This window comes from Shewanella gaetbuli (assembly GCF_023284065.1).
Taxonomy (GTDB): Bacteria; Pseudomonadota; Gammaproteobacteria; order Enterobacterales; family Shewanellaceae; genus Shewanella; species Shewanella gaetbuli.
In genome coordinates, this window is record NZ_JAKIKP010000012.1 from 52,422 (window position 1) to 76,435 (window position 24,014).

The following is a 24,014-nucleotide window of genomic DNA, read 5'->3' on the forward strand; positions in this document are numbered from 1 at the left end:
TTTAGTTCCTACGTTTATTTTGTTTGAGGTTGCTGCTCTGCACGACGAATAATTTCACCCGCTAAGGCTAAATATGCCTTAGCTCCGGCACTGCTTTTGTCGTAATACATGGCGGGAGCACCAAAGCTTGGCGCTTCAGCTAAACGAATATTTCTGGGAATTACCGTACGATATACTTTTTCACCAAAGTGTTGTTTCAATTGATCTGAAACATCATTGGATAATCTATTTCTGGGATCGTACATAGTTCGTAAGATCCCCTCAATACTCAGGTTAGGATTAACCATAGCCCCTAATTTAGTAATAGTATCAATTAATGCCGTTAAGCCTTCAAGGGCATAATATTCACATTGCATTGGCACAAGAACTGAATCTGCCGCTGACATTGCATTTACTGTCAGCATATTGAGTGAGGGCGGACAATCGATGAAAATAAAATCATAATCATCTTTGATCGGTGCCAAGGCGTTTCTTAAACGAATTTCTCGAGCAAAAAATTCCATCAGTTTAATTTCGGCAGCAGTAACATCACCATTACCGGCGATTAAATCGTATTTACCGACAGTATTTTTAATAACCACTTCATCGAAAGGTTTTTCATCCACTAATAGCTCGTAAGCGGTATTTTCCAGTTCATATTTATCAACGCCACTGCCCATAGTCGCGTTACCTTGAGGATCTAAATCAATTAACAACACTTTACGCTTAGTTGCGGCAAGTGATGCGGCTAAATTAACGCAAGTTGTTGTTTTTCCAACGCCACCTTTTTGGTTAGCTACGGCAATGATTTTACCCACAATGTCATCCTGTTGTTATTTTTGATGTCCGGTACACGTAAATCTGTTGAATCAGTATTACACTTTTACCAATTTTAATAAATGTCGCTGTTCATCAAGCTTAGGGACTTGCAAACTAATGGTTTCCAGCAATGTAAACTCTGCCGGAATTGCGGCTATTTCAGCATCAGTTAACTGACCTTTTAGCGCATAAAAGGTGCCATTTTCTTTTGGTAAATGATGACACCAATTTAACATATCAGCGATAGAGGCAAATGCTCGGCTCAATACCCCATCAAATAATGGATCAGGTTGATAGGCTTCAACTCTGCTTTCAACCGAGGTGAAATTATTAATTTTCAACTCAAATTGAACTTGTTTTTGAAAACGAATTCGTTTTCCTAAACTGTCCAATAATACAAATTCTTTATCTGGATTTAAAATAGCTAATGGAATACCGGGTAATCCTGGACCAGTGCCAACATCAATAAATAGCTCACCATCAAGATAAGGGGATACAACTAAACTGTCCATAACATGACGGATTAACATTTGTTCAGGAGAGCGAACTGAGGTTAAATTGTACGCTTTATTCCACTTGTTAAGCATTTCAACAAAGCCAACAAGTTGTTTTTGCTGTAATTCTGTTGCTGAAATATTCATTTCAGCTAAATAATCACTAAGTTGAGCTGCTAACACAGGTATTGCCTCTTATTTTATATCGATAAACGTCAGTATTATGAAGCCGTAGAAGCACTAAGGGAAGCCTTATGGCTCCCCTTGTGTTTGACTTTGAGTCGTTTGCTTGAAATTAAGCAGTTTTTCTTAATAATCCGCGTTTTTTCAGATGTACTAACAAAATTGAAATCGCCGCAGGCGTAATACCTGATATACGTGATGCTTGACCGACGGTTTCTGGTTTATGGTTATTTAATTTAGCGATCACTTCATTTGAAAGTCCTGGCACTTCTTGGTAATCCAGATCTAATGGCAGTAATGAGTTTTCATGTCTAACCGCTTTATCAATTTCATCTTGCTGACGTTGAATATAACCAGAATATTTCACTTGAATCTGAACTTGCTCTGCAGCACGTGGATCTTCAAGCCCAGGACCAAAACCTTCTAATGACATCAGTTTTGGGTAATCCATTTCAGGACGACGCAATAAATCTTCAAAAGAAGCTTCTCGTGAAATAGGGGTGTTTAATTCAGGATTTAATACATTTAATAAAGCTGAATTAGGATGAACCCACTGGCTACGTAAACGTTGAAGTTCAAGTTCTATTGACTCACGCTTTTGAGTAAATTTCTGCCAACGTTCATCATCCACTAAGCCTAGTTCACGACCTTTTTCTGTTAAACGTAAATCAGCATTGTCTTCACGTAATAACAAACGATATTCAGCACGGCTTGTGAACATACGGTACGGTTCTTTTGTGCCTAATGTTGATAAATCATCAACTAACACACCAATGTAGGCTTCATCTCTACGAGGGCACCAACTGTCTTTGCCTTGTACTTGTAAACTGGCATTCATACCTGCAAGTAAACCTTGGGCACCGGCTTCTTCGTAACCAGTAGTCCCATTAATTTGTCCTGCAAAAAATAGTCCGTTAATGGCTTTTGTTTCTAGTGAGTTTTTAAGATCTCGTGGATCAAAATAATCATACTCAATAGCATAACCTGGACGAATAATTTCAGCACTTTCCATGCCTTTGATCGAACGAACTAAATTTAATTGCACATCAAACGGTAAGCTTGTTGAAATACCATTTGGGTATATTTCATTGGTATTTAACCCTTCTGGCTCAATAAATATTTGATGTGATGATTTATCAGCAAAACGGTTAATTTTATCTTCAATTGATGGGCAATATCTTGGGCCAATACCTTCAATAACCCCAGAATACATAGGGCTTCTGTCTAAACCTCCACGAATAATATCGTGAGTTTTCTCATTGGTATGAGTGATATAACAAGAAATTTGCTCAGGATGCTGACTTACATCACCAATAAATGACATTACAGGCAACGGTGTATCGCCTTTTTGTTCGGTCATTTGATCAAAATCGATGGTGTTGGCATCAATGCGTGGTGGAGTACCGGTTTTTAACCGTCCGACTCGAATAGGTAATTCGCGTAAACGATGGGCAAGTGCAATGGCAGGAGGATCGCCCGCTCGTCCACCACTGTAATTTTGAAGACCAATATGAATTTTACCGCTTAAAAAAGTACCTGTTGTCAGTACTACGGCTGGCGCTTCAAATGCTAATCCCATTTGAGTGACCACACCAATAACTTTGTCGTTTTCAACAATCAAATCGTCTACAGCTTGTTGAAAAATACGTAAATTAGGCTGGTTTTGTAATATTTGCTGAATTTTTTGGCGATAAAGCGCTCTGTCTGCTTGGGCACGAGTTGCTCGAACAGCAGGGCCTTTACTGGAGTTAAGTGTTCTGAATTGAATACCCGCAAAGTCAGTGGCAATGGCCATTGAACCGCCTAAAGCATCAATTTCTTTAACCAAATGGCCTTTGCCAATGCCACCAATGGCAGGATTACAAGACATTTGGCCTAGTGTATCCACGTTATGGGTTAATAATAACGTTTTAGACCCCATTCTTGCTGCGGCAAGTGCAGCTTCAGTTCCGGCATGACCACCACCAACAATAATTACATCAAACCGTTCATGAAAATGCATTTTTGACCTACGTAGATAAAATTAACAATAACTAAATTAAAATGGTTTTTGATCAAATATTTTTTTCCCAGAAGTGACATGGGTATATTTGGATCGCTCCAGTTGAGCAGATCATTTTAGCACTGCAAAGCACCTTGGTGAAAGATCAATTTTAGCCTGTTTGATCAAGTTTGGGTTGAGTAAAAGATCTTAAGATCTTTATATAGATCTTCTTATTATGTTTACTATTAAGATCGTGTTTTTCTGTGGGTAACGCTATAAGTTCATTTTAATCATTAACTTATAGGTTTTTGATCCTGTGATCTATTGACGATCAAACCTAATATAAGTTGGGGATAGATCGTATGGTTATCCACAGGGGGGATCTTTTATCAGATCGAGGTGTTAATAGTACAATGTTATGATCGGTGAAAATAATAGTTTATCCACAAAGTTATAAATAAAAATAGTAATTTGTGGATAAACTCGATCTAAAGTGTGGGTTAATTGGATTGTACGCCCAATAACTTATAAGAAATGATCTAAGCTATACTATTTTGCCAGCTTGATAACCAGGCCAAAGCGGGCTCTTCAGGGATTGGATCTTGTTGTACATCGATCTGGATCTTATCCACAAACTCTTTTGCACCTGCTTGTGAAAAGAGTGAGATCAATTTTTCGGGGCCTTGGCAAAAAGTATCGTAACTTGAGTCACCAACAGCGCACAAAGCGTAAAAATGATCTTTCAGATCGGGCATTTCGAGCATTATTTGTTTGTAAAAAGGCTGAATATTGTCAGGTAATTCTCCCGCTCCATGGGTAGAACACACTAAAACCCATAGCGAAAATTGCTTTAAATCTGCCAATTCTGGTGTCAACATCACCTCTGTTTCGTGGCCTAATTCGGTCAATTTTTCTGCTAATTCATCTGCTATATATTCGGTACCGCCAAGCGTGGTGCCCACTAGAAATGCAATTTTTGCCATTTGATCTCCAAAATTATCTTCACTTTTGCTCAGTATACTTGAGTTAATGGTTTTTATTATTGCACCTTGTGGCTATTGTCAGTAGTTTTAAGCCCATCATTTACAAATGCGTAACAATTATTATGACCTTAGTAGACATTACTCAGCAACTTGCCGATATGGCGTGGGGCCCACATATGTTGGTTTTGCTGGTAGGCGGAGGCTTATTCTTTTTAATTTATTGTCGCTTTATTCCCTTTAGATATATTGGGCATGCTATTGATATTGTTAGAGGAAAACATCCTGACGATGGTGCTCAAGGTCATATTAGTCATGCTGGAGCATTATCTAGTGCCATGGCGGGAACCGTTGGTATGGGCAATATTGGCAGTGTGGCAGTTGCCATAATGGTTGGTGGTCCTGGGGCTATTTTCTGGATGTGGATTAGTGCCATTGTCGGTATGGCAACTAAGTTTTTTACTTGTACTTTAGCCATTATGTACCGCGGAAAAGATGAGAATGGTGATGTTCAAGGTGGGCCTATGTACATCATTACTCAAGGGTTATCGAAAAAGTGGCATTTTTTAGCCGTATTTTTTTGTGTGGTCGGTTTAGTGGGAAATTTTCCATTATTTAACGCTAATCAATTAGTACAGATAATCCGTGAATGGCTAATTATTAAACCTGGGTACTATCCAGCAAATGAGTCAACTTTTTGGATAGATTTATCTCTTGGCATTGTCGTTATGCTGCTTGTTGCTAGTGTTATTTTAGGGGGAATTAAGCGAATTGCTTCGGTCGCATCTAAAGTGGTTCCGCTAATGATTATGATTTACATGGGGTGTGCCTTTTATGTTATTGCTACTCATGTTACTGAAATTCCTTATTATTTTTCATTAATTATTACCGAAGCATTTTCATTGAACTCTGTGGGTGGTGGGATTTTAGGTACCATGTTAATTGGCATTAGACGTGCTGCATTTTCCAATGAGGCAGGCATAGGAACCGAGGTGATGGCCCATGGAAGTGCTAAAACTAACGAGCCAGTAAAAGAAGGTTTGGTGGCGATGTTAGGCCCTGCTATTGATACATTAATTGTTTGTACTGCTACGGCGATGATTATTTTAATTTCTGGAGTGTGGCAAGGAGGTGAAGCACAAGGGGTTAATTTGTCTGCGCAAGCTTTTGAAATAACTATGCCAGGTGTTGGACCTTACTTATTGATTTTATGTGTGGTTTTTTTCAGTATCAGTACCATTTTTACCCAAGCTTTTTATGGAGGTCAGTGCTTTGCATTTTTGTTTGGTCGTAAAAAACTGCGTTTTTATCAATACTTCTTTTTATGCGCTATTTTGTTTGCTGCTACTGCAAGCTTACAAGAAATCGTCAATATTATTGATGCTGCTTATGCTCTAATGGCCATTCCTACTATGGTGTCGGCTATTTTATTAGCACCTAAAGTTAGACTAGCCTCAAAGCTTTACTTCGCTAAATTGGCAAATAATCACTGATAATTTTATAGTTGTTAAAACAATAAAAAGGAGTAAACCTTTAAGGCTTACTCCTTTTTGTTGGCACAATACGGTCATTATTATTGTGCTTTAGGCATCAGCTTTTAATTAAGTACTTTGCGTGAAATTTTAAATGCTCTTCAATAAAGCTACTGATAAAGAAGTAACTGTGATCATATCCTTGTTGCATTCGCAGTGTTAAAGGGTATTGACGACTTTGTGCTGCATCAATCAAACTTTGTGGCTTAAGTTGCTCAGCTAAAAAATTATCTTCACTACCTTGATCCACCAGCATTGGGGTATTGCCTTGAGTCACTTTCATTAATTCACTACTGTCGTATTCAAGCCAATCTTGCTGATTATCCCCTAAATATCCAACGAAAGCTTTTTGACCCCAAGGACAGTTCATTGGGTTACAAATTGGACTAAATGCCGAAATTGATTGATAAGCTTGCGGATTTTTAAGACCTATAGTGATGGCACCGTGCCCGCCCATTGAATGGCCACTAATACTTTTTTGTGATGTCACTGGAAAGTTGGCTTCAATCAATGCTGGTAATTCATCAACTACGTAATCGTACATTTTATAATGGTTATCAAATGGGGCTTGGGTTGCATTAAGATAAAAACCTGCTCCAATGCCAAAATCATATGCACCGTGCTCATCATCAGCTACATTATCGCCTCTTGGGCTTGTATCTGGCGCAACAATAGCAATACCGAGCTCAGCGGCCACCCTTTGTATGCCTGATTTTTGCATTACATTTTCATCGGTACAGGTTAAACCTGACAGCCAATAAAGCACTGGCACTTTATGTACTTCAGCTTGTGGTGGTAAATAAACTGCAAAACGCATTTTGCATTGTGTGCTAGTTGATTGATGATTAAATTGCTTTAACCAACCACCAAAAACTTTAGTATTGCTGATATTTTCTAATGTCATGGTTAATTTCTTTTGGTTAGGTGTCTAACCAGAAAGTTAGACACCTGATATTTTAAAAGTGTTAACTATAAATTGCTTATTTGTCGAAATGGATAACTGAGCGAATACTTTCCCCGTTATGCATTAGCTCAAATGCTTCATTTATTCCTTCAAGCCCCATAGTATGAGTAATAAAATGATCCAGTTTAAATTCACCATTTAAATACTGCTCAACAATACCGGGTAATTCACTGCGTCCTTTAACACCACCAAATGCACTGCCTTTCCAGACTCTACCTGTAACTAATTGGAATGGACGTGTAGAGATTTCTTGGCCAGCACCTGCAACACCAATTATGACAGATTCGCCCCAGCCTTTATGGCAGCATTCTAATGCGCTACGCATAACATTGACGTTACCAATACATTCAAAAGAAAAGTCTACGCCACCATCGGTCATTTCAACGATCACTTCCTGAATAGGTTTAGAATAGTTTTTAGGATTAATACAATCTGTTGCACCTAATTTTGTGGCTAATTCAAATTTTGACTCATTGATATCAATACCAATGATGCGACTTGCCCCCGCCATTGTTGCGCCAATAATGGCTGATAATCCAATACCGCCTAAGCCAAATATTGCAACCGTATCACCTTGTTGTACTTTTGCGGTATTGAGTACTGCACCCATACCAGTGGTCACGCCGCAACCTAATAAACAAACCTCTTCTAGTGGTGCTTGTTTATTGACTTTAGCCAATGATATTTCAGGTAATACAGTATATTCAGAAAAGGTTGAACAACCCATGTAATGGAAAATAGGCTGACCATCTTTATAAAATCGAGTCGTGCCATCAGGCATTAAGCCTTTACCTTGAGTTTCGCGAACGGCACTACAAAGATTGGTTTTTCCTGAAGTACAGAACTTACATTTACCACACTCTGCTGTGTATAAAGGAATGACATGGTCGCCAACTTGAACACTGGTTACACCTTCACCAACCATTTCGACAATACCGCCACCTTCATGACCTAAAATGGCAGGAAAAACACCTTCAGGATCATCGCCTGATAATGTAAATGCGTCAGTATGACATACGCCAGAAGCGATTATTTTTACCATGACTTCACCGGCTTTGGGGTACATAACATCAACTTCTTCAACAGAAAGTGGTTGTCCAGGGCCCCAAGCTACAGCGGCTTTAGATTTGATAAATTGTGCTGACATCGTGTTTGTCCTTAAATAGATTTATGCAGAACTGAGTTCATTCAGTGTAGAAGATAAATTCATTGTATATATTTTCTGGTGATAGATAATCAGTTTAAATGTAAATCACTTTTACCAGAGAGTAATAATGTTTCCTTGGAATGGTATTGTTGAATTTGTTGCAGTGGCCAAACATGCCAGTTTTACCCATGCGGCTAATCAATTGGGAATTTCTACTGCGCAAGTAAGCCGTCAAGTTGGCTTGCTTGAAAATCGTTTACAAACTAAATTATTTTATCGCACTACCCGAAAAGTATCGTTAACCGAAGAGGGAGCTATTTATTTTCGTCATTGTCAGCAAGTGTTAGACAATCTTGAAGAAGCTGAAAGGTCAATTTCATCTTTGCAAAACACCCCACAAGGGCTTATTAGAATGACAGCCCCAGTGACTTACGGTGAGCAATTTATTATGCCAATTGTGTTGGAGTTTATGGAGAAATACCCACAAGTTGAAGTGATTTGTGAGTTAACGAATAAACAGTTGGATTTGGTTGATGGAAGCTATGATTTAGCGATTAGGTTAGGGCACTTAGCTGATTCAAGTCTAGTGGCTAAACGGTTAGCAAGTCGTCGACAGTTCGTTTGTGCATCACCCAAATACATTCAGCTGCAGGGCGCTCCACAAACTCTTGCTGATTTAAGCCAACATCATTGTTTAGTCGGCACTAAAAACCATTGGCATTTTGAGCATAATGGCCGTGAAACCTTAATAAGAGTCAATGGCCGATTACAATGCAGTAGTGGAATTACCCTGCTAAATGCGGCTATTTCGGGTTTAGGTATAGTGCAATTGCCTGATTATTACGTGAATACCGCCATTAAAGAAGGGGGCTTACAAGAGCTATTACCTTCATTTCAGCCTGCTCCTGAAGGAATATGGGCTATTTACTCATACAATAGACATTTATCGCCAAAAATTAGTTTGTTAATTAAATTATTAGCTGAAAAGTTAGTGGATTAAAAGTTATAGTCAATGAAGGATAATAATTAATTATAAGTTTTCTATTTTTTAGTACGGTTTTATTTATTTTTTATACTTGTTGTTTTTTATCAGTAGCTTGTATCAACTTTATTTTTGATGGTAAATAATAATTTTTAATAATTAGTATTAATTATGTAGATAAATTTTTTGAAATTAGTATGGGTTAAATTCGTTTGTAGCAGTAGGCTAACTCATATGAGAAATATCAATTTATTGGCAATAATAATCGTCACCATTTTAACGATGGTAGGTTGTGGTGGCGGTGGAAGTGACCAGCCCAGTAAGCCACCTGTTGTAGAGAAAGAGCCCAGACCTCAGTTAAAAGTTGAAGATGTTGTGGTTACGTATATTGCTAATGCAATACCAAGCATAAAACTGACTAACACTAAAGGTAAAATTACCTATCAAATATTAGATTCATCCCCAGCTAATGTTGTTAAATTAAATGATGCAGGTCAAATACAAATTTTACGCACAGGCTTAACCACTATTCGTGCCACTGATACCAGTGAAATATATCAATCATCGCAGGCTTCATTCACCATCAATGTAGAAAAAGCTGAAAATACATCATTAGTTGCCAATGAGCTCAATCTAGCAGCATTGGATACTACAGCTCATCAATTAGTTGTTCGCGGGCAAAAAGGCCCATTAACCTATCGTGTTAAAACAGGACATGAATCATTAATTGATATAAATAGTGATGGCAAGGTAACGGCTTTAGGTGCTGTAGGGGAAGCGATTGTTGAAGTTACTGACGCAGGGGATGATAATTATTTACCTCAACAAATTAATGTAAAAGTTGTTATTCATTCGGTTGAAGCTGATAAATTACAGTTTGCCCCTTTAGAGGCATTATATAGAGAAGGGTTAACGTTAGAACCGACAAGGTTAGATAATGTTGATGTCGAAAGCATCACTTATAAAATAATAAACAGCTTACCTGATGACCAAGTTGCGGAAATATTTAACCCTCAGCAGGGAAACCTCACCATTAAAAATGTGGGTCAAATTGAAGTTGAAGCAACGGCAACTTATAGTGATGCATATGATCAAAAACAACAAACAGCAACGTTTGCAGTTGTCATTAAACAGGGGAAAAGAGAATCGTTAACAGTGGATGAAATAGTGACTCATTACTCAACAGATTCTTATATTTATCCTACGGTAAGCCATCACTATGGTGATGTGGAATATCAAGTTGTGACAGGAGGTGATGTTGTAGAACTCGTGCAAGCTGGTGATGCATTTAAAATGAAATCAGTTGGTACCGTTGTCGTTGAAGCAAGTGAAAAAAGTACTCGAAATTATCCTGCATCTTCCACCCAATTTTCGATAGAAGTTACCCCTGCACCACATTTAGGAATCGCAGATACAGCATCTTCTTTGAGTTATAAACCCGCCCTGAGTTTACCTTTACAGTTTGCTGGTCAAAAAGGGCAATTAACGGCAGTTGATGCGTTGCCTGCGGGCTTACGTGTTGAGGCAAATAATTTACTCGTCGATAAAGCGGGGCTATATAAACTTAAATTTGAAGATGATGGTGGCGAGTTATATTTACCGACCCAATTTAGCTTAACACTAGATGTTGCAAAAGCGGCTGGCGAAAACTTACCGGCATTAAGCTATGGGCGTGTTTATGCGCCAAACTTACAAATTAATTTATTGAAAGACCTTGGGCTAACTCATATAAGCCAGCTTGATGTGATTAAAAACAGCCAACAAGATGTGGCTAGTTTACTTAATGATGGCATTTTACAAGTGCATAAGGCGGGTAAAACGCAATTAACATTACGTCGTGCAGAAAATGACAATTATCTTGCCGGGGCTGAGCAAGTTGTTTATGTCGACATTACAACAGCGGCCAATCGTTTAAAGCTTTCATCTGATTCAGTTTCTATGACATGGGCTGCAAATAACCCACTGATTAAAGGGCCTGTTGTAGAAGGTGATGTAGGCACGGTGACTTATGAGTTTTTAGCTGGGGCAGCAACAGATGTGGTTAGCCTCAATACCCAAACTGGTGAAATGCGTATCCAAAATACAGGCACAACACGTGTTAAGGTTAAGGACTCGGGCAATAGTCAATATGCGCCAGGTGAGGTTAGTTTTACGGTTAATATTGAACAAGCAGATAACCCAGTATCCGTTGATTATTTTAAAACAACTTTTTCTCCCGATGCGGCAATTATTCCATTATTTTCTGCCCCTGTTGATGCGCAATTTAGATTGATAAATCAAGCCTCTCAAACGGTGGCTATGCCAGATATTAATAGTGGTTTATTGCGTATTAAAAACGCAGGAACTTATCAAGTTGAGGTGACTTATGGTTCACGAAATTATAAAACCAAAACGGTAATTGTTGATGGCGTAATTGATAAAGCTAAACACCCTGGTTTGCCAACGTTGGTTCAAACAGAAACCTTTAGCCCTTTTAAAACAATTACATTGGACTTTGGTACCGCCATCGGTATACGTAGTTATGAGCTTGCGGGCGCAAACCCTATTGGTTTTTATGACTTAGACAAGGCCAATGGTACGGTTACTTTGAAAAACTATAGAAAAAATACGCCTATTAGCCTGAATGTTAAAGAGGACGAATCGCAAAATTACTTAGCAATGCCTGAGCAGTTTGTTACGGTTACAGTAGATTTTGCTGATGCAGCTGACATTGATGCTAATCATGTTATTACACAGGAGCAAACGGTCATTGTCAGTACTTTAAGTGCCCCACAATATGAAAAACTTGAAGAAAGTGAGTTTGGTTTAATGGCTTATAGAGCCGTTAATGAACCCACTGATAGCCAACTTCAACAGTATGGTAAAGGTAAGGTGGTATATCTTGATGTTAAACCCGTTGGTATTGATGATATTAACCAAAGAAAGGCGATACTTGTTCATGTAGCACGCTTTGATGGTTGTTTATCTGATTTGGATACTAATAGCCCTGATGCAGTAAAAGCGATTGATTATGATGCTGCGGGATATTGTACCACCGGACGCTCTGTAAGAATGACCCGGTTTAGTGTGATAAATGATAGTGCTTTACAAGATAATACCGCTTATGAATTAGTTGAGCCGCTTATATATTATCGTCGAGGTCAGCGAGAATTTTTGGCCGATGATAATGGGGGCTTTTATACCTTGCCTGATGTCACATATGGTGTGACCAAGTATGGCTTCCCTAAATCATTATATGAGTGGGGAATAGTGCAATTTAATTATCAAACCACACCTTAGTTTGTGATTGATGTAAAATTAAAGCCCTGAATATTCAGGGCTTTTTTGTATGACTAATAATGTTATTTACCAATACAGAAAGAGCTAAAAATTTTACCCAGTAAATCATCGGAGGTAAATTTGCCGGTAATTTCAGATAGTGCCATTTGGCACATACGTAACTCTTCTGCCAATAGCTCACCAGCTTGAAAAACTTCTAACTGCTCTTTACCTAACTGTAGGTGACTTGCCGCTAGTTCTAGTGCTTCCAAATGGCGACGGCGAGCGATAAAGCCACCCTCTAAGTTACTTTGATAACCCATCAATGATTTAAGATGCTGCTTTAATTCTTCTACGCCTAAGCCCGTTTTAGCTGAAATTCGGTAAACGTCATAGCCTTGTTCTGCCGACATAGCCAAGGATTCACCTGTTAAATCGGCTTTATTTCTTATGACGGTAACCCCTAAGTTGGGGGGTAAACGGTCAATAAAGTCAGGCCAAATTTCATGTGGATCAACCGCATTTGTGGTGGTGCCATCAACCATAAATAACACTCGGTCAGCAGTTTCAATTTCGCTCCATGCGCGCTCAATACCAATTTGTTCAACCGTATCAACGGTATCTCGTAAACCTGCGGTATCAATAATGTGCAGCGGCATACCATCTAAATGAATATGTTCACGCAGTACATCACGGGTTGTACCAGCAATTTCAGTGACAATGGCAGACTCTTTACCTGCTAATGCATTCAATAAACTGGATTTACCGGCATTTGGGCGACCGGCAATAACCACTTTCATCCCTTCACGAATAATAGCGCCTTGTTTGGCACTGGCCTGTACCGTGTCAAGCTTGCTGATGATGTTATAAAGTGCGTTGGCAATTTTACCGTCAGATAAAAAGTCGACTTCCTCATCAGGAAAATCAATTGCGGCTTCAACATATAATCTAAGGTTGGTGACTTGGTCTACCAGTTCATGAACTTCATTGGAAAACTCACCTTGTAAAGATTGTAGAGCACTTTTTGCGGCTTGTTCACTGGTGGCATCAATAAGGTCGGCAATGGCTTCTGCTTGGGTTAAATCCAACTTGTCATTCATAAAGGCTTGTTCACTGAACTCACCAGGCTTAGCAATTCTAATGCCTTTAACATCCATAACACGCTTAATCAGCATATCAAGTACTATTTGGCCACCGTGTCCTTGAAGCTCTAATACATCTTCACCGGTAAAGGAGTTGGGGCCTTTAAAAAATAACGCAATGCCTTGATCAATAACCTGACCTTCATTGCCTTTGAAGTCACAGTATTCGGCATATCGAGTTTTAGGTACATGACCAATAATGGTTTTTGCTACATCTGAGGCTAAGTCTCCTGAAACACGAATGATGCCTACACCGCCACGACCTGGAGCGGTAGCCTGTGCCACAATAGTATCTGTTGTCACGGTTAAGTCCTGTTAAATCATCAAAGGAAAAAGGCGGCCAATTAAGCCGCCTTTTGTTTTACTTATCAATTGAGCTTAGGCTTATTTTAAGCCTTTTTTCTCAAGACCGGCATAAATAATCTTTTGCTGGGTAATGGCTACTAAGTTACCGACTAACCAGTAAAGTACTAGACCTGCTGGGAACCATAGGAAGAATACGGTAAAGATTACCGGCATCCACTGCATCATTTTCACTTGCATTGGATCCATGGTTGGTGCCATTGGCTGCATTTTTTGCATTAACCACATAGACACACCCATTAATAATGGTAATACATAGAAAGGATCTTGAACTGATAAATCGTCAATCCATAACATGAATGGTGCATGACGCAGTTCATAACTTTCTAGTAATACCCAGTATAGTGCGATGAAAATTGGCATTTGTAACAAGATAGGTAAACAGCCGCCCATAGGGTTAACTTTTTCTTTCTTGTATAGCTCCATCATGGCCTGACCCATCTTCTGACGGTCATCACCAAAACGCTCTTTCATGTCAGCAAGCTTAGGCTGTAAATTACGCATTTTAGCCATAGAGGTATACTGCGCTTTGGTTAGCGGGTATAACAATCCACGTACGGTTAAGGTAATTAAAATAATTGCCACACCCCAGTTACCCACAAATGATTGATAGAACATCAATAACCAATGGATTGGGATAGCTAGCCACCATAAGAAACCATAATCAACAACTAAGTTTAATGACTCAGAAATGTTAGAAAGGGCTTCTTGATCTTTAGGGCCAACATAAAACTGCGAAGAAATGGTTTGTTGAGTGCCTGGTGCAATATCATAAAGCGCACCACGGAAACCAATATTCGCTAAACCACCCGCGCTGATACTTGAGAAAATAGTATTTTGGTCATTGGCCGGTGGAACCCATGCAGATACAAAATAGTGTTGTAACATTGCAGCCCAACCACCTAGAGTTTTCTTGTCTAGGTTTTTGCTTGCCATGTCTTCAAAGCTGTATTTTTCGTAACGAGTATCAGCAGTTGAAAACGCAGCACCACGATATGTAGGCATCATCATGCTGCCTTCACTTTCTTTTATGCTGTGCTTAATTTGGCCGTACATTTGTACTTGAAGCTGCTCAGCCGAGGTATTATTGATACGGTAATCAACATCAATATTGAACATACCACGATGAAGAACGAATACTTTGGTATAAGTTACACCGTTATCAGCCACATAAGTTAAGGGCACTTCAAGTGTGTCTTGACCATCTGCTAGCGTAAATTCTTGCGACTCTACTGAAAAGTGAGCACGACCTTTACTGCTACTGTCGATACCATTTCTACCGATTAAGCCACTTTGTGCGATGTAGTAGAGTTCTGGTGATTGCTCAAGCAATACAAAAGACTCTTCTTGGTCTATTTCTAGTCGATGTTCAACCAACGCAGAATAAACAATGTCGCCACCCACTGGATCAATTTTTAATACTAATTGGTCAGTGGTAACTGTGATGAGTTCTTTTGATGCGGTTATTGCTTCAGGTAGAGAAGCATCAGCATCAGGAACATCTGATGAATGAGAGTTTGCTGCCGTCGATGCTGTAACTGAAGATTCAGTTGCAACAGGTTGGGGCGCTTTATCTGTTTGCCATTGTTGCCACATTAAGAAGCTGACAAAAAGTAAACCGATTAGCAATATATTGCGTTGAGATTCCATAGCCTATTTATTACACCTGTCATTTTTGGGTGGGACGGGGTCACTTCCGCCGGGATGTAAAGGGTGACATTTTAATATGCGTTTGATTGCAAACCAACTACCTTTCGCTGTTCCGTGCGTTTTTATTGCTTCCATAGCATAATTTGAGCATGTTGGATTGAATCGGCAGCGTGGCCCAATCATCGGGCTAATAATAATTTGATAGCCACGAATGAACGTGGTTGCTAGCCATTGTAACGGCGATTGAGTTTGCGCCATAATTTTTCTATCAGTTTTTTTAGTTCTGCATTATCCATTTCCATCACGCCACCTCTGACCAATACAACGATATCTAACGCTGGTAAGTCGTGTTGATGTAAACGAAAACTGTCCCTTATCACTCGTTTTACTCTATTACGTTTATTAGCAAACTTAATATGGCGTTTGGCTACAGTTAAACCAATACGAGGATGTTGCTCAGAATTTGGAATGGCGAGCAGGGTTATTTCAGCAGAAGATGCTTTGATAGGATTGGAGAATACAGATTTAAATTGCGCGGGAGTTAACAAACGTAACTCCCGCGTAAAGGTATAGCTAGTCACCTAGTTTTCTACTTATTAAGCAGATAAACGAGCGCGACCTTTCGCACGACGACGTGCAAGCACCTTACGGCCGCCTACAGTGGCCATACGAGCGCGGAAGCCGTGAGAACGCTTGCGCTTCAGGTTGCTAGGTTGAAAAGTACGTTTACTCATGATGGCAATCCGTCTTTGTTAGTGAATTTTCCTTAGCTCCAACATTAGAGGTAAGGGCAAAAAAGAGGCCGAATTGTAATCACTTTAACTCTGGGCGTCAACAGCCAATGTCGTTATATGATAAATTTCTGCCAATGTTCCTTTGCTGTAAACGGTTAAAAATCACAATAGAGTGTGGATAACTCTGTGTACCAACACAATATATTGTAGATCTTATCAATGTAAAGCAGATCAAAGGTCGCGTATTATAGATCATTCTGGATCAGTTAATAAAGCGAGATTTTCACCAAATTAATGAAATTTAGATCGAGTTTGATCTTCAATGATCGAAGATATCCACATACAATGATCGCGTTGGGGATAAAATTAATATTAACGATAGCGATCCAAGTGATCTCGCTATAGAATATATCTCCTTTTGTTAAGCTAAATTTGGGGAAGATATAAGTGGCGGTTTCACTTTGGCAACAATGTATCGGCAGACTGCAAGACGAATTATCCGCTCAGCAGTTCAGTATGTGGATCCGTCCGTTACAAGCTGAAATGGATGGTGATACGTTAGTGCTTTATGCACCTAACCGATTTGTATTGGATTGGGTTCGCGACAAGTACATTAATATCATCAACCAATTTTTCACAGAGCAAATGGGCAGCAATGCTCCTAAGTTGCGCTTTGATATTGGATCGCGCCCTTCTGCACGTCAAACCCCTGTTGTCACTGCACCTGTTTATACCAAACCTGCCAGCCAACAAACTAAGGCGCGAGTAGGCACCAGTTTTAATACTCAAGCAGAGCCTGTCGCTAACGCTAATCATCGCAGTAATATTAACCCTACTTATCAGTTTGATAACTTTGTTGAAGGTAAATCAAACCAATTAGGTAAAGCGGCGGCACTGCAAGTTTCAGAGAATCCTGGCGGTGCTTATAACCCATTATTTTTATACGGCGGAACCGGCTTAGGTAAAACTCACCTTTTACACGCTGTGGGTAATGGCATTATTAAAAATAATCCCGATGCTAAAGTGGTGTATATGCATTCTGAGCGATTTGTTCAGGACATGGTTAAGGCATTACAAAATAACGCCATTGAAGAATTTAAACGCTATTATCGCAGTGTTGATGCGTTATTCATCGATGACATTCAATTTTTTGCTAACAAAGACCGCTCGCAAGAAGAGTTCTTTCATACCTTCAATGCATTATTAGAAGGTAATCATCAAATAATTTTAACTTCAGACCGTTATCCTAAAGAAATTGACGGTGTTGAAGATAGATTAAAATCGCGTTTTGGTTGGGGACTAACCGTCGCTATTGAGCCGCCAGAACTCGAAACTCGCGTGGCTATTTTAATGCGTAAAGCCCAAGAAAGTGGTATTAATCTCCCTGATGAAGTCGCTTTCTTTATCGCTAAACGTTTACGTTCAAACGTTCGTGAACTTGAAGGCGCACTAAACCGCGTTATAGCTAATGCTAATTTCACTGGTAGACCTATAACCATTGATTTTGTAAGAGAAGCATTAAGAGATCTCTTGGCACTGCAAGAAAAATTAGTCACTATAGATAATATTCAGAAAACCGTTGCTGAATATTACAAAATAAAAATGGCTGATATGCTGTCTAAGCGTCGCTCGCGCAGTGTGGCTAGACCTAGACAAGTGGCGATGGCACTATCTAAAGAACTAACAAACCAAAGCTTGCCTGAAATTGGTGATGCATTTGGTGGTCGTGATCATACAACCGTACTGCATGCTTGTCGTAAAATTGCGCAACTACGTGAAGAAAGTCATGACATTAAAGAAGACTATGCAAACTTAATCAGAACGCTCTCTTCTTAATTCAGGGAAATCAGACACAATGAAATTTTCAATAGATAGGGATGCACTACTAAAACCATTACAGTTAGTTTGTGGTGCTGTTGAACGTAGACACAACCTACCCATCCTTGCCAATTTACTTGTAGAAGTTAGTGAAGACTCACTTAAGCTTACAGGCACTGATTTAGAAGTGGAGCTTGTTGGCCAAGCCGCTATTCACGGTGATGTTGTGGTCGGAAAAACCACGGTGCCAGCAAAAAAGCTGTTAGATATCGTTAAGTCTTTACCTGATTCATCAGAGTTACACGTTGAACACCAAGATAACAAATGGTTGCTGCGTTCGGGCAGAAGCCGTTTCTCGTTAGCAACTTTGCCAGCAGAAGATTATCCAAACGTAGAAGAGTTTCAGGCTGATATTGAATTTAGTTTGAAGCAAGGTGTGTTGAAATCGATTATCGATTCAACCCAGTTTTCTATGGCTAATCAGGATGTGCGCTATTACCTCAATGGGTTGTTGTTTGAAACTGAAGGTAATACTTTGCGCTCAATTGCCACAGACGGCCATCGTTTAGCGTTAAGCCATCGCATGGTTGAACAAACCTTGCCAGAAAAACAAGTTATTGTGCCGCGTAAAGGCGTGGTGGAAATGTCACGCTTATTAGAAAGTGAAGACCAAGATATCAGTATTAGTATTGGTGATAATGCTATTCGAGCTATTACAGCGAGTGCAGTATTTACCAGTAAATTAGTCGATGGACGCTTCCCTGACTATCGCCGCGTATTACCTAAAGGTGGCAATAAAGTAGTTATTGCCAGCCGGAATCAACTAAAACAAGCGTTAACTCGCGCCTCTATTTTATCTAATGAAAAGTTTCGCGGTGTGCGGATTCAACTTGAGCCTGGTTTATTAAGAATTACAGCAAATAACCCTGAGCAAGAAGAAGCTGAAGAAATCATCGACGTTGATTACAGCTCAGATAATTTAGAAATCGGTTTTAATGTCAGTTATTTATTAGATGTACTTAATAACCTTGCCAGTGATGAAGTTAGAATCACACTAATAGACGGTAATTCAAGTGCGTTAATAGAAAACCACCTTGAAGAAGACTCTATGTATGTTGTTATGCCTATGCGCTTATAAGCCATTGGTATCCTTTACCTAAAGATTTAAGCGGTGAGTGATTCACCGCTTAATTTTATTCTCTTTGCAGGTTTTATGAGTCTAAGTCGCCTATCAATTACTTCATTTCGAAATATTCTTACTGCAGACCTTAACGCAGGTAGCGGATTGAATTTAATTTACGGTAAAAATGGCAGCGGTAAAACCAGCATTCTAGAAGCTATTTTTTTTCTGGGTATGGGCCGCTCGTTTCGCAGCCATTTATCGCAACGAGTCATCAATACCGATGCCGATAACTTAGTGTTATTTGCACAGCTTGAAGAAGACGATGAGCAAACTAAAATTGGTTTACGTCGACACCGCAACGGTGATATTGAAGTTAAAATTAACGGCGAAAAAGTCAAAAAGCTTTCGGTTTTAGCCGAGACAATCCCTATTCAAGTTATTACCCCAGAAAGTTTTTCATTACTGTTTGAAGGTCCTAAAGCTCGCAGGCAGTTTATTGATTGGGGCGCATTCCATTCTGACCCACAATTTTATCAAGCTTGGGTTAATACTCGACGAATTTTAAAGCAAAGAAACCAATTACTTAGAAATCAAGCTAGCTATTCGCAAATACAGTTTTGGGATAAGGAATTGGTGCGGTATGCTGAACAGGTTACAAAGATACGAAATCACTATGTAGACTCGTTAAATGCGCTACTAAAGGGTATAATCAAAGAGTTTTTACCTCTGGTTGATATTAACGTTTCTTTTACCCGAGGATGGGATAGCAAAACGGAATTTTCGCAATTACTCGAAAACCAATATCCTAGAGATTTATCCACTGGACACACGGTAAGCGGCCCGCATAAAGCGGATTTACGTTTACGAGTGGGCAATTTGCCCGCGCAGGATGCATTATCCCGTGGACAATTAAAATTATTAGTCTGTGCACTGCGTATTGCACAGGGAAAGTTGCTCAAACAACAGCTAAATAAAAACAGTATTTATTTGGTCGACGATTTACCGTCAGAGTTGGATGCACAGCATAGGCAGCTATTGTTGAAGCAGTTAACTGAAACCGGTGCACAAATATTTGTCACCGCGATTGAACCTTCAGCAATAGTCGATTCGTTAACTTGTCCTCCCGACAGGATGTTTCATGTGGAACATGGGCAAGTAACGTTTATTGAATAACAACGAGAGAGAAATATGTCAGAGAATAGTTACGATTCTTCGAGTATTAAGGTATTAAAAGGCCTTGATGCAGTACGTAAGCGCCCTGGTATGTATATTGGTGATACCGACGATGGTACTGGTCTTCACCATATGGTTTTCGAAGTCGTCGATAACTCTATCGATGAAGCATTAGCGGGTCATTGTAGTGATATTACCATCACTATTCATTCAGATGGCTCAGTATCTGTTCGAGATGACGGTCGTGGTATTCCAGTTGCCATTCACCCTGAAGAAGGTGTTTCTGCAGCAGAAGTTATTATGACGGTACTTCACGCCGGTGGTAAGTTCGATGATAACTCGTATAAAGTGTCTGGCGGTCTTCATGGTGTGGGTGTTTCGGTCGTTAACGCATTATCTGAAAAACTACAGTTAACCATTCGTCGTGAAGGTAAAATTTACGAGCAGTTTTATACTCACGGTGTGCCGGATGAACCAATTAAAGAAATTGGTGATGCAGTTAAAAGTGGTACTGAAATTCGTTTTTGGCCAAGTGGCGAGACGTTCTCTGATGTGGTATTCCACTTTGAAATCTTAGCTAAACGTGTTCGTGAGTTATCGTTCCTAAACTCAGGTGTTGGTATCCGTTTAGTTGACGAACGTGAAAATAAAGATGAATTCTTTAAATATGATGGCGGCATTAGTGCTTTTGTTGATTACTTAAATCGTAATAAAACGCCTATTAACAAAGATGTTTTCCACTTTACTCAAGAACGCGAAGACGGGATTACCGTTGAAGTGGCTATGCAGTGGAATGACGGTTATCAAGAAAGCATTTTCTGTTTCACCAATAATATTCCTCAACGCGATGGCGGAACTCACTTAGCGGGCTTCCGTGGTGCGTTAACTCGTAATCTGAATAACTACATGGAGCGTGAAGGCTTCAATAAAAAGAATAAAACAAGCGCCACAGGTGATGATGCCCGTGAAGGCTTAACTGCGGTTATTTCAGTAAAAGTACCGGATCCAAAATTCAGCTCGCAAACGAAAGATAAGTTAGTTTCAAGCGAAGTGAAGGGCGCTGTTGAGCAAACCATGGGTGAGAAGTTAAACGACTACCTATTGGAAAACCCAGTTGATGCCAAACTGATTGTTGGCAAAATTGTTGATGCGGCACGCGCCCGTGAAGCTGCCCGTAAAGCACGTGAAATGACTCGTCGTAAAGGCGCATTAGATTTAGGTGGTTTACCGGGTAAACTTGCAGACTGCCAAGAAAAAGACCCTGGTCTTTCTGAAATATACATAGTGGAAGGGGACTCTGCTGGCGGTAGTGCCAAGCAGGGACGTAACCGCAAAAACCAAGCTATTTTGCCACTAAAAGGTAAAATCTTAAACGTTGAAAAAGCACGCTTCGACAAGATGTTATCTTCTCAAGAAGTTGCCACGTTAATTACAGCTTTAGGTTGTGGTATTGGTCGTGATGAGTATGACCCAGACAAAACTCGTTATCATAATATCGTAATCATGACCGATGCTGACGTCGACGGCTCGCACATCCGTACGTTGCTGTTGACCTTCTTCTTCCGTCAAATGCCTGAACTTATAGAACGTGGTTATGTTTATATTGCGCAACCACCACTTTATAAAGTGAAAAAAGGTAAGCAAGAGCAATACTTAAAAGATGAAATTGCCTTAACTGAATATTTAACCACCCAAGCATTAGATGGCACTCATGTTTACCCAAGCCAAGGCGCGTTAGGCATGAGTGGTGAGCCGTTAGAGCGCTTAGTGAATCAGTATCGTGATGTTGAGAAAGTTGTCAGTCGTTTAGAGAAACGTTACCCGACGAACATCACTAACCGTATGCTATATCACCCAGAAGTCACCGCAGAAATTCTTGCTGACGAAGCAGCGATGAAAAGCTGGTGTGATGCTTTCTTAGCTGACCTAGTTGAGTTAGAAAGTAGTGGTGTTATCTATTCATCAGAAGTGGTTTTAGACCCTGAGCGTAAAGTCTATACACCTAACATAACGATTCGTAAGCATGGTATTGATACCAACTATTTATTTACTTACGAGTTCTTTACATCAACAGATTATCAACGTATTGCCAAGTTGGGTGCTGCGTTAGACGGTATGATTGAAGAAGGTGGTTATGTTAAGCGTGGTGAGCGCATGAAGGAAGTGGATACTTTCTTAGAGGCGCTTGATTGGACCATGAGTGAAGCTAAACGTGGTTTATACATCCAACGCTACAAAGGATTGGGTGAAATGAACCCTGAACAACTTTGGGAAACCACAATGGATCCAGAGTCGCGCCGCATGTTACGTGTCACCATTGAGGATGCTGTTGCTGCGGATCAACTCTTTACCTGTTTGATGGGTGATCAAGTTGAGCCTCGTCGTGACTTCATTGAAACTAATGCCTTAAATGTAGCCAACTTAGATGTATAAGTTTACCGTTTAAGTCAATGAGTAAAAAAATGGGCGCACTTAGCGCCCATTTTTTATGGAAACTGCTATGGTTAATATTGATGATGTTTCCAAGCTTTGTCTGTAAGACAAACTCTTTTTAATTTTACCTATCTCATCAATTGGTAAAGTTAGGCGATGACGGTAGAGTACTTTTTGTGGTCAGAAGATTTTTTAAAAAGTTATTTAATGTTAGAGAAAAAATAGAGCAAGCCAAGTTTACTGGTGAAACACCTACATCAAAAAAAACCTTTGAAGATAATGTAAAAAAAGCGGCTTTAACTCCCTTAGAAACTGTATCTCAAACGCCTCAATTATCGTGTGTTGACGTATCAGCCATGTTTTATGGTTTACTTTTCCCTATTCAATCTCAAGGCTCCGGCATTGCTAATAACCTTGAACGCAAGGTGATGAGTGATATAGAGCTGGCATTAAGTTCCCCCAAGGATATCGCTGACAATGTACTAAAACTGCCTAGCAAAATCATTGAGTTAGACAGTCAGTTAGCTGATGAAAATATAGAACTTAATCAGGTCATTAAGCTGATAGAGCAAGATCCTCTGCTGAGTGTTGAGGTATTAAAGTTGTGTAATTCAACAGCATTTAAACGCTCAGAAAAGCCAGTAACCAGTTTACCTCAAGCTTTGGTTCAACTTGGTCGCGAGCAACTGAGGCGCTTAGTTTCGGCTTGTTTATTCAGAGAAATGATCACTATTAAACCCATTTATTTCCGTCGGTTTGGCGCAGAAATATGGCGTCACTCAATGCAAGTGGCTTTTTTATCCAGTGAGTTAGTGACAGATGATAATGACAGCGTTTTTTTATTAGGCTTGCTACATGATGTTGGTAAAATTGCTATTTTTAAAATGTTGATAGATGCTTTTTATCAAGCAGAGCCAGGGGAACAACCTAACTCCTTATTATTTAGCCAATTAATGACATCAAAATCACTTACCTTAAGTGCATTGCTGGCAAAGTATTGGCAGATACCTCAGTCTTTTGCTGATGATTTATCCATACTCGCCAATGTAGAAGCTATTCCTCAATCTGCGAGCACTCATTCTGTTTGGCGAGCAAACATTATCAGTGAATGTTCAATGTTATTGCAGGCGGGAAAATTAGATGAAGCGGTGTTAAGCAAGTTATTGGTGCAAGTTAATTTAAGCCGACAAGATTTTGATGCTTTGCATATGAAGTTAATTGAGTTTTAAATTTAAAAAACATTAGCCATAAAAAAA

19 protein-coding genes are annotated in these 24,014 nt (G+C 39.6%); 8 read left to right on the forward strand and 11 right to left on the reverse strand.

Annotated features, from left to right (window positions below; translation table 11 throughout):
* Positions 1–14 precede the first annotated feature (14 nt).
* From L2672_RS14220 to mioC, 4 genes are all read right to left on the reverse strand, one after another.
* On the reverse strand, positions 15–797 hold the full coding sequence (locus L2672_RS14220; protein ID WP_248996503.1) for a ParA family protein: 783 nt from the start codon (positions 795–797) through the stop codon (positions 15–17).
* Positions 798–854: 57 nt separating this feature from the next.
* Positions 855–1,475, reverse strand: coding sequence for a 16S rRNA (guanine(527)-N(7))-methyltransferase RsmG (rsmG, locus tag L2672_RS14225; RefSeq protein ID WP_248996504.1), 621 nt, complete (start codon positions 1,473–1,475; stop codon positions 855–857).
* Positions 1,476–1,587: 112 nt separating this feature from the next.
* The gene (mnmG, locus tag L2672_RS14230; protein ID WP_248996505.1) at positions 1,588–3,477 is read right to left on the reverse strand and encodes a tRNA uridine-5-carboxymethylaminomethyl(34) synthesis enzyme MnmG; all 1,890 of its coding nucleotides are present in this window, start codon (positions 3,475–3,477) and stop codon (positions 1,588–1,590) included.
* Positions 3,478–3,998: 521 nt separating this feature from the next.
* Complete coding sequence (mioC, locus tag L2672_RS14235) at positions 3,999–4,442, reverse strand: FMN-binding protein MioC (protein ID WP_248996506.1); 444 nt, start codon at positions 4,440–4,442, stop codon at positions 3,999–4,001.
* Between the two features lie 122 nt (positions 4,443–4,564).
* Here mioC and L2672_RS14240 point away from each other — a divergent pair, with 122 nt between their 5' ends.
* Positions 4,565–5,932, forward strand: coding sequence for an alanine/glycine:cation symporter family protein (locus L2672_RS14240; RefSeq protein ID WP_248996507.1), 1,368 nt, complete (start codon positions 4,565–4,567; stop codon positions 5,930–5,932).
* A 97-nt stretch (positions 5,933–6,029) separates the two neighbouring features.
* On the opposite strand, the gene fghA is transcribed toward L2672_RS14240, so the two are convergent.
* On the reverse strand, positions 6,030–6,875 hold the full coding sequence (gene fghA / locus L2672_RS14245; protein ID WP_248996508.1) for an S-formylglutathione hydrolase: 846 nt from the start codon (positions 6,873–6,875) through the stop codon (positions 6,030–6,032).
* Between the two features lie 76 nt (positions 6,876–6,951).
* The gene (locus tag L2672_RS14250; RefSeq protein ID WP_248996509.1) at positions 6,952–8,082 is read right to left on the reverse strand and encodes an S-(hydroxymethyl)glutathione dehydrogenase/class III alcohol dehydrogenase; all 1,131 of its coding nucleotides are present in this window, start codon (positions 8,080–8,082) and stop codon (positions 6,952–6,954) included.
* Positions 8,083–8,209: 127 nt separating this feature from the next.
* Here L2672_RS14250 and L2672_RS14255 point away from each other — a divergent pair, with 127 nt between their 5' ends.
* Positions 8,210–9,082, forward strand: a complete 873-nt coding sequence (locus L2672_RS14255; RefSeq protein WP_248996510.1) for a LysR substrate-binding domain-containing protein — start codon at positions 8,210–8,212, stop codon at positions 9,080–9,082.
* A gap of 216 nt (positions 9,083–9,298) precedes the next feature.
* Entirely contained in the window at positions 9,299–12,343 is a 3,045-nt protein-coding gene (locus L2672_RS14260) for a hypothetical protein (RefSeq protein ID WP_248996511.1), read from the forward strand.
* Between the two features lie 62 nt (positions 12,344–12,405).
* Here the strand turns inward: L2672_RS14260 and mnmE are convergent, their stop codons facing one another.
* From mnmE to rpmH, 5 genes are all read right to left on the reverse strand, one after another.
* Positions 12,406–13,767, reverse strand: a complete 1,362-nt coding sequence (mnmE, locus tag L2672_RS14265) for a tRNA uridine-5-carboxymethylaminomethyl(34) synthesis GTPase MnmE (protein ID WP_248996512.1) — start codon at positions 13,765–13,767, stop codon at positions 12,406–12,408.
* A gap of 81 nt (positions 13,768–13,848) precedes the next feature.
* Positions 13,849–15,477 carry a membrane protein insertase YidC gene (yidC, locus tag L2672_RS14270; protein WP_248996513.1) on the reverse strand — a complete coding sequence of 543 codons (1,629 nt, stop codon included), beginning with the start codon at positions 15,475–15,477 and terminating at the stop codon, positions 13,849–13,851.
* Between the two features lie 3 nt (positions 15,478–15,480).
* Entirely contained in the window at positions 15,481–15,735 is a 255-nt protein-coding gene (gene yidD / locus L2672_RS14275) for a membrane protein insertion efficiency factor YidD (RefSeq protein WP_248996514.1), read from the reverse strand.
* A complete protein-coding gene (gene rnpA, locus L2672_RS14280) occupies positions 15,702–16,058 on the reverse strand; it encodes a ribonuclease P protein component (RefSeq protein ID WP_248996515.1) in 357 nt (118 codons plus the stop codon). Before rnpA ends, yidD begins: the two co-directional genes overlap by 34 nt.
* 15 nt (positions 16,059–16,073) lie before the next feature.
* A complete protein-coding gene (rpmH, locus tag L2672_RS14285) occupies positions 16,074–16,211 on the reverse strand; it encodes a 50S ribosomal protein L34 (protein WP_006083827.1) in 138 nt (45 codons plus the stop codon).
* A 447-nt stretch (positions 16,212–16,658) separates the two neighbouring features.
* Between rpmH and dnaA the strand changes: the two genes are divergently transcribed.
* The 5 genes from dnaA to L2672_RS14310 all read left to right on the forward strand — a co-directional run bounded on the left by dnaA (position 16,659) and on the right by L2672_RS14310 (position 23,987).
* Positions 16,659–18,047, forward strand: a complete 1,389-nt coding sequence (dnaA, locus tag L2672_RS14290) for a chromosomal replication initiator protein DnaA (RefSeq protein WP_248996516.1) — start codon at positions 16,659–16,661, stop codon at positions 18,045–18,047.
* Positions 18,048–18,066: 19 nt separating this feature from the next.
* Positions 18,067–19,167: a DNA polymerase III subunit beta gene (gene dnaN, locus L2672_RS14295; RefSeq protein WP_248996517.1), complete on the forward strand. Its 1,101-nt coding sequence runs from the start codon at positions 18,067–18,069 to the stop codon at positions 19,165–19,167.
* A 75-nt stretch (positions 19,168–19,242) separates the two neighbouring features.
* Positions 19,243–20,325, forward strand: coding sequence for a DNA replication/repair protein RecF (recF, locus tag L2672_RS14300; protein WP_248996518.1), 1,083 nt, complete (start codon positions 19,243–19,245; stop codon positions 20,323–20,325).
* Between the two features lie 15 nt (positions 20,326–20,340).
* Positions 20,341–22,758 (forward strand): DNA topoisomerase (ATP-hydrolyzing) subunit B, encoded by a 2,418-nt coding sequence (gyrB, locus tag L2672_RS14305; RefSeq protein ID WP_248996519.1) that lies wholly within the window; start codon positions 20,341–20,343, stop codon positions 22,756–22,758.
* A 176-nt stretch (positions 22,759–22,934) separates the two neighbouring features.
* The gene (locus L2672_RS14310; protein ID WP_248996520.1) at positions 22,935–23,987 is read left to right on the forward strand and encodes an HDOD domain-containing protein; all 1,053 of its coding nucleotides are present in this window, start codon (positions 22,935–22,937) and stop codon (positions 23,985–23,987) included.
* Positions 23,988–24,014 lie beyond the last annotated feature (27 nt).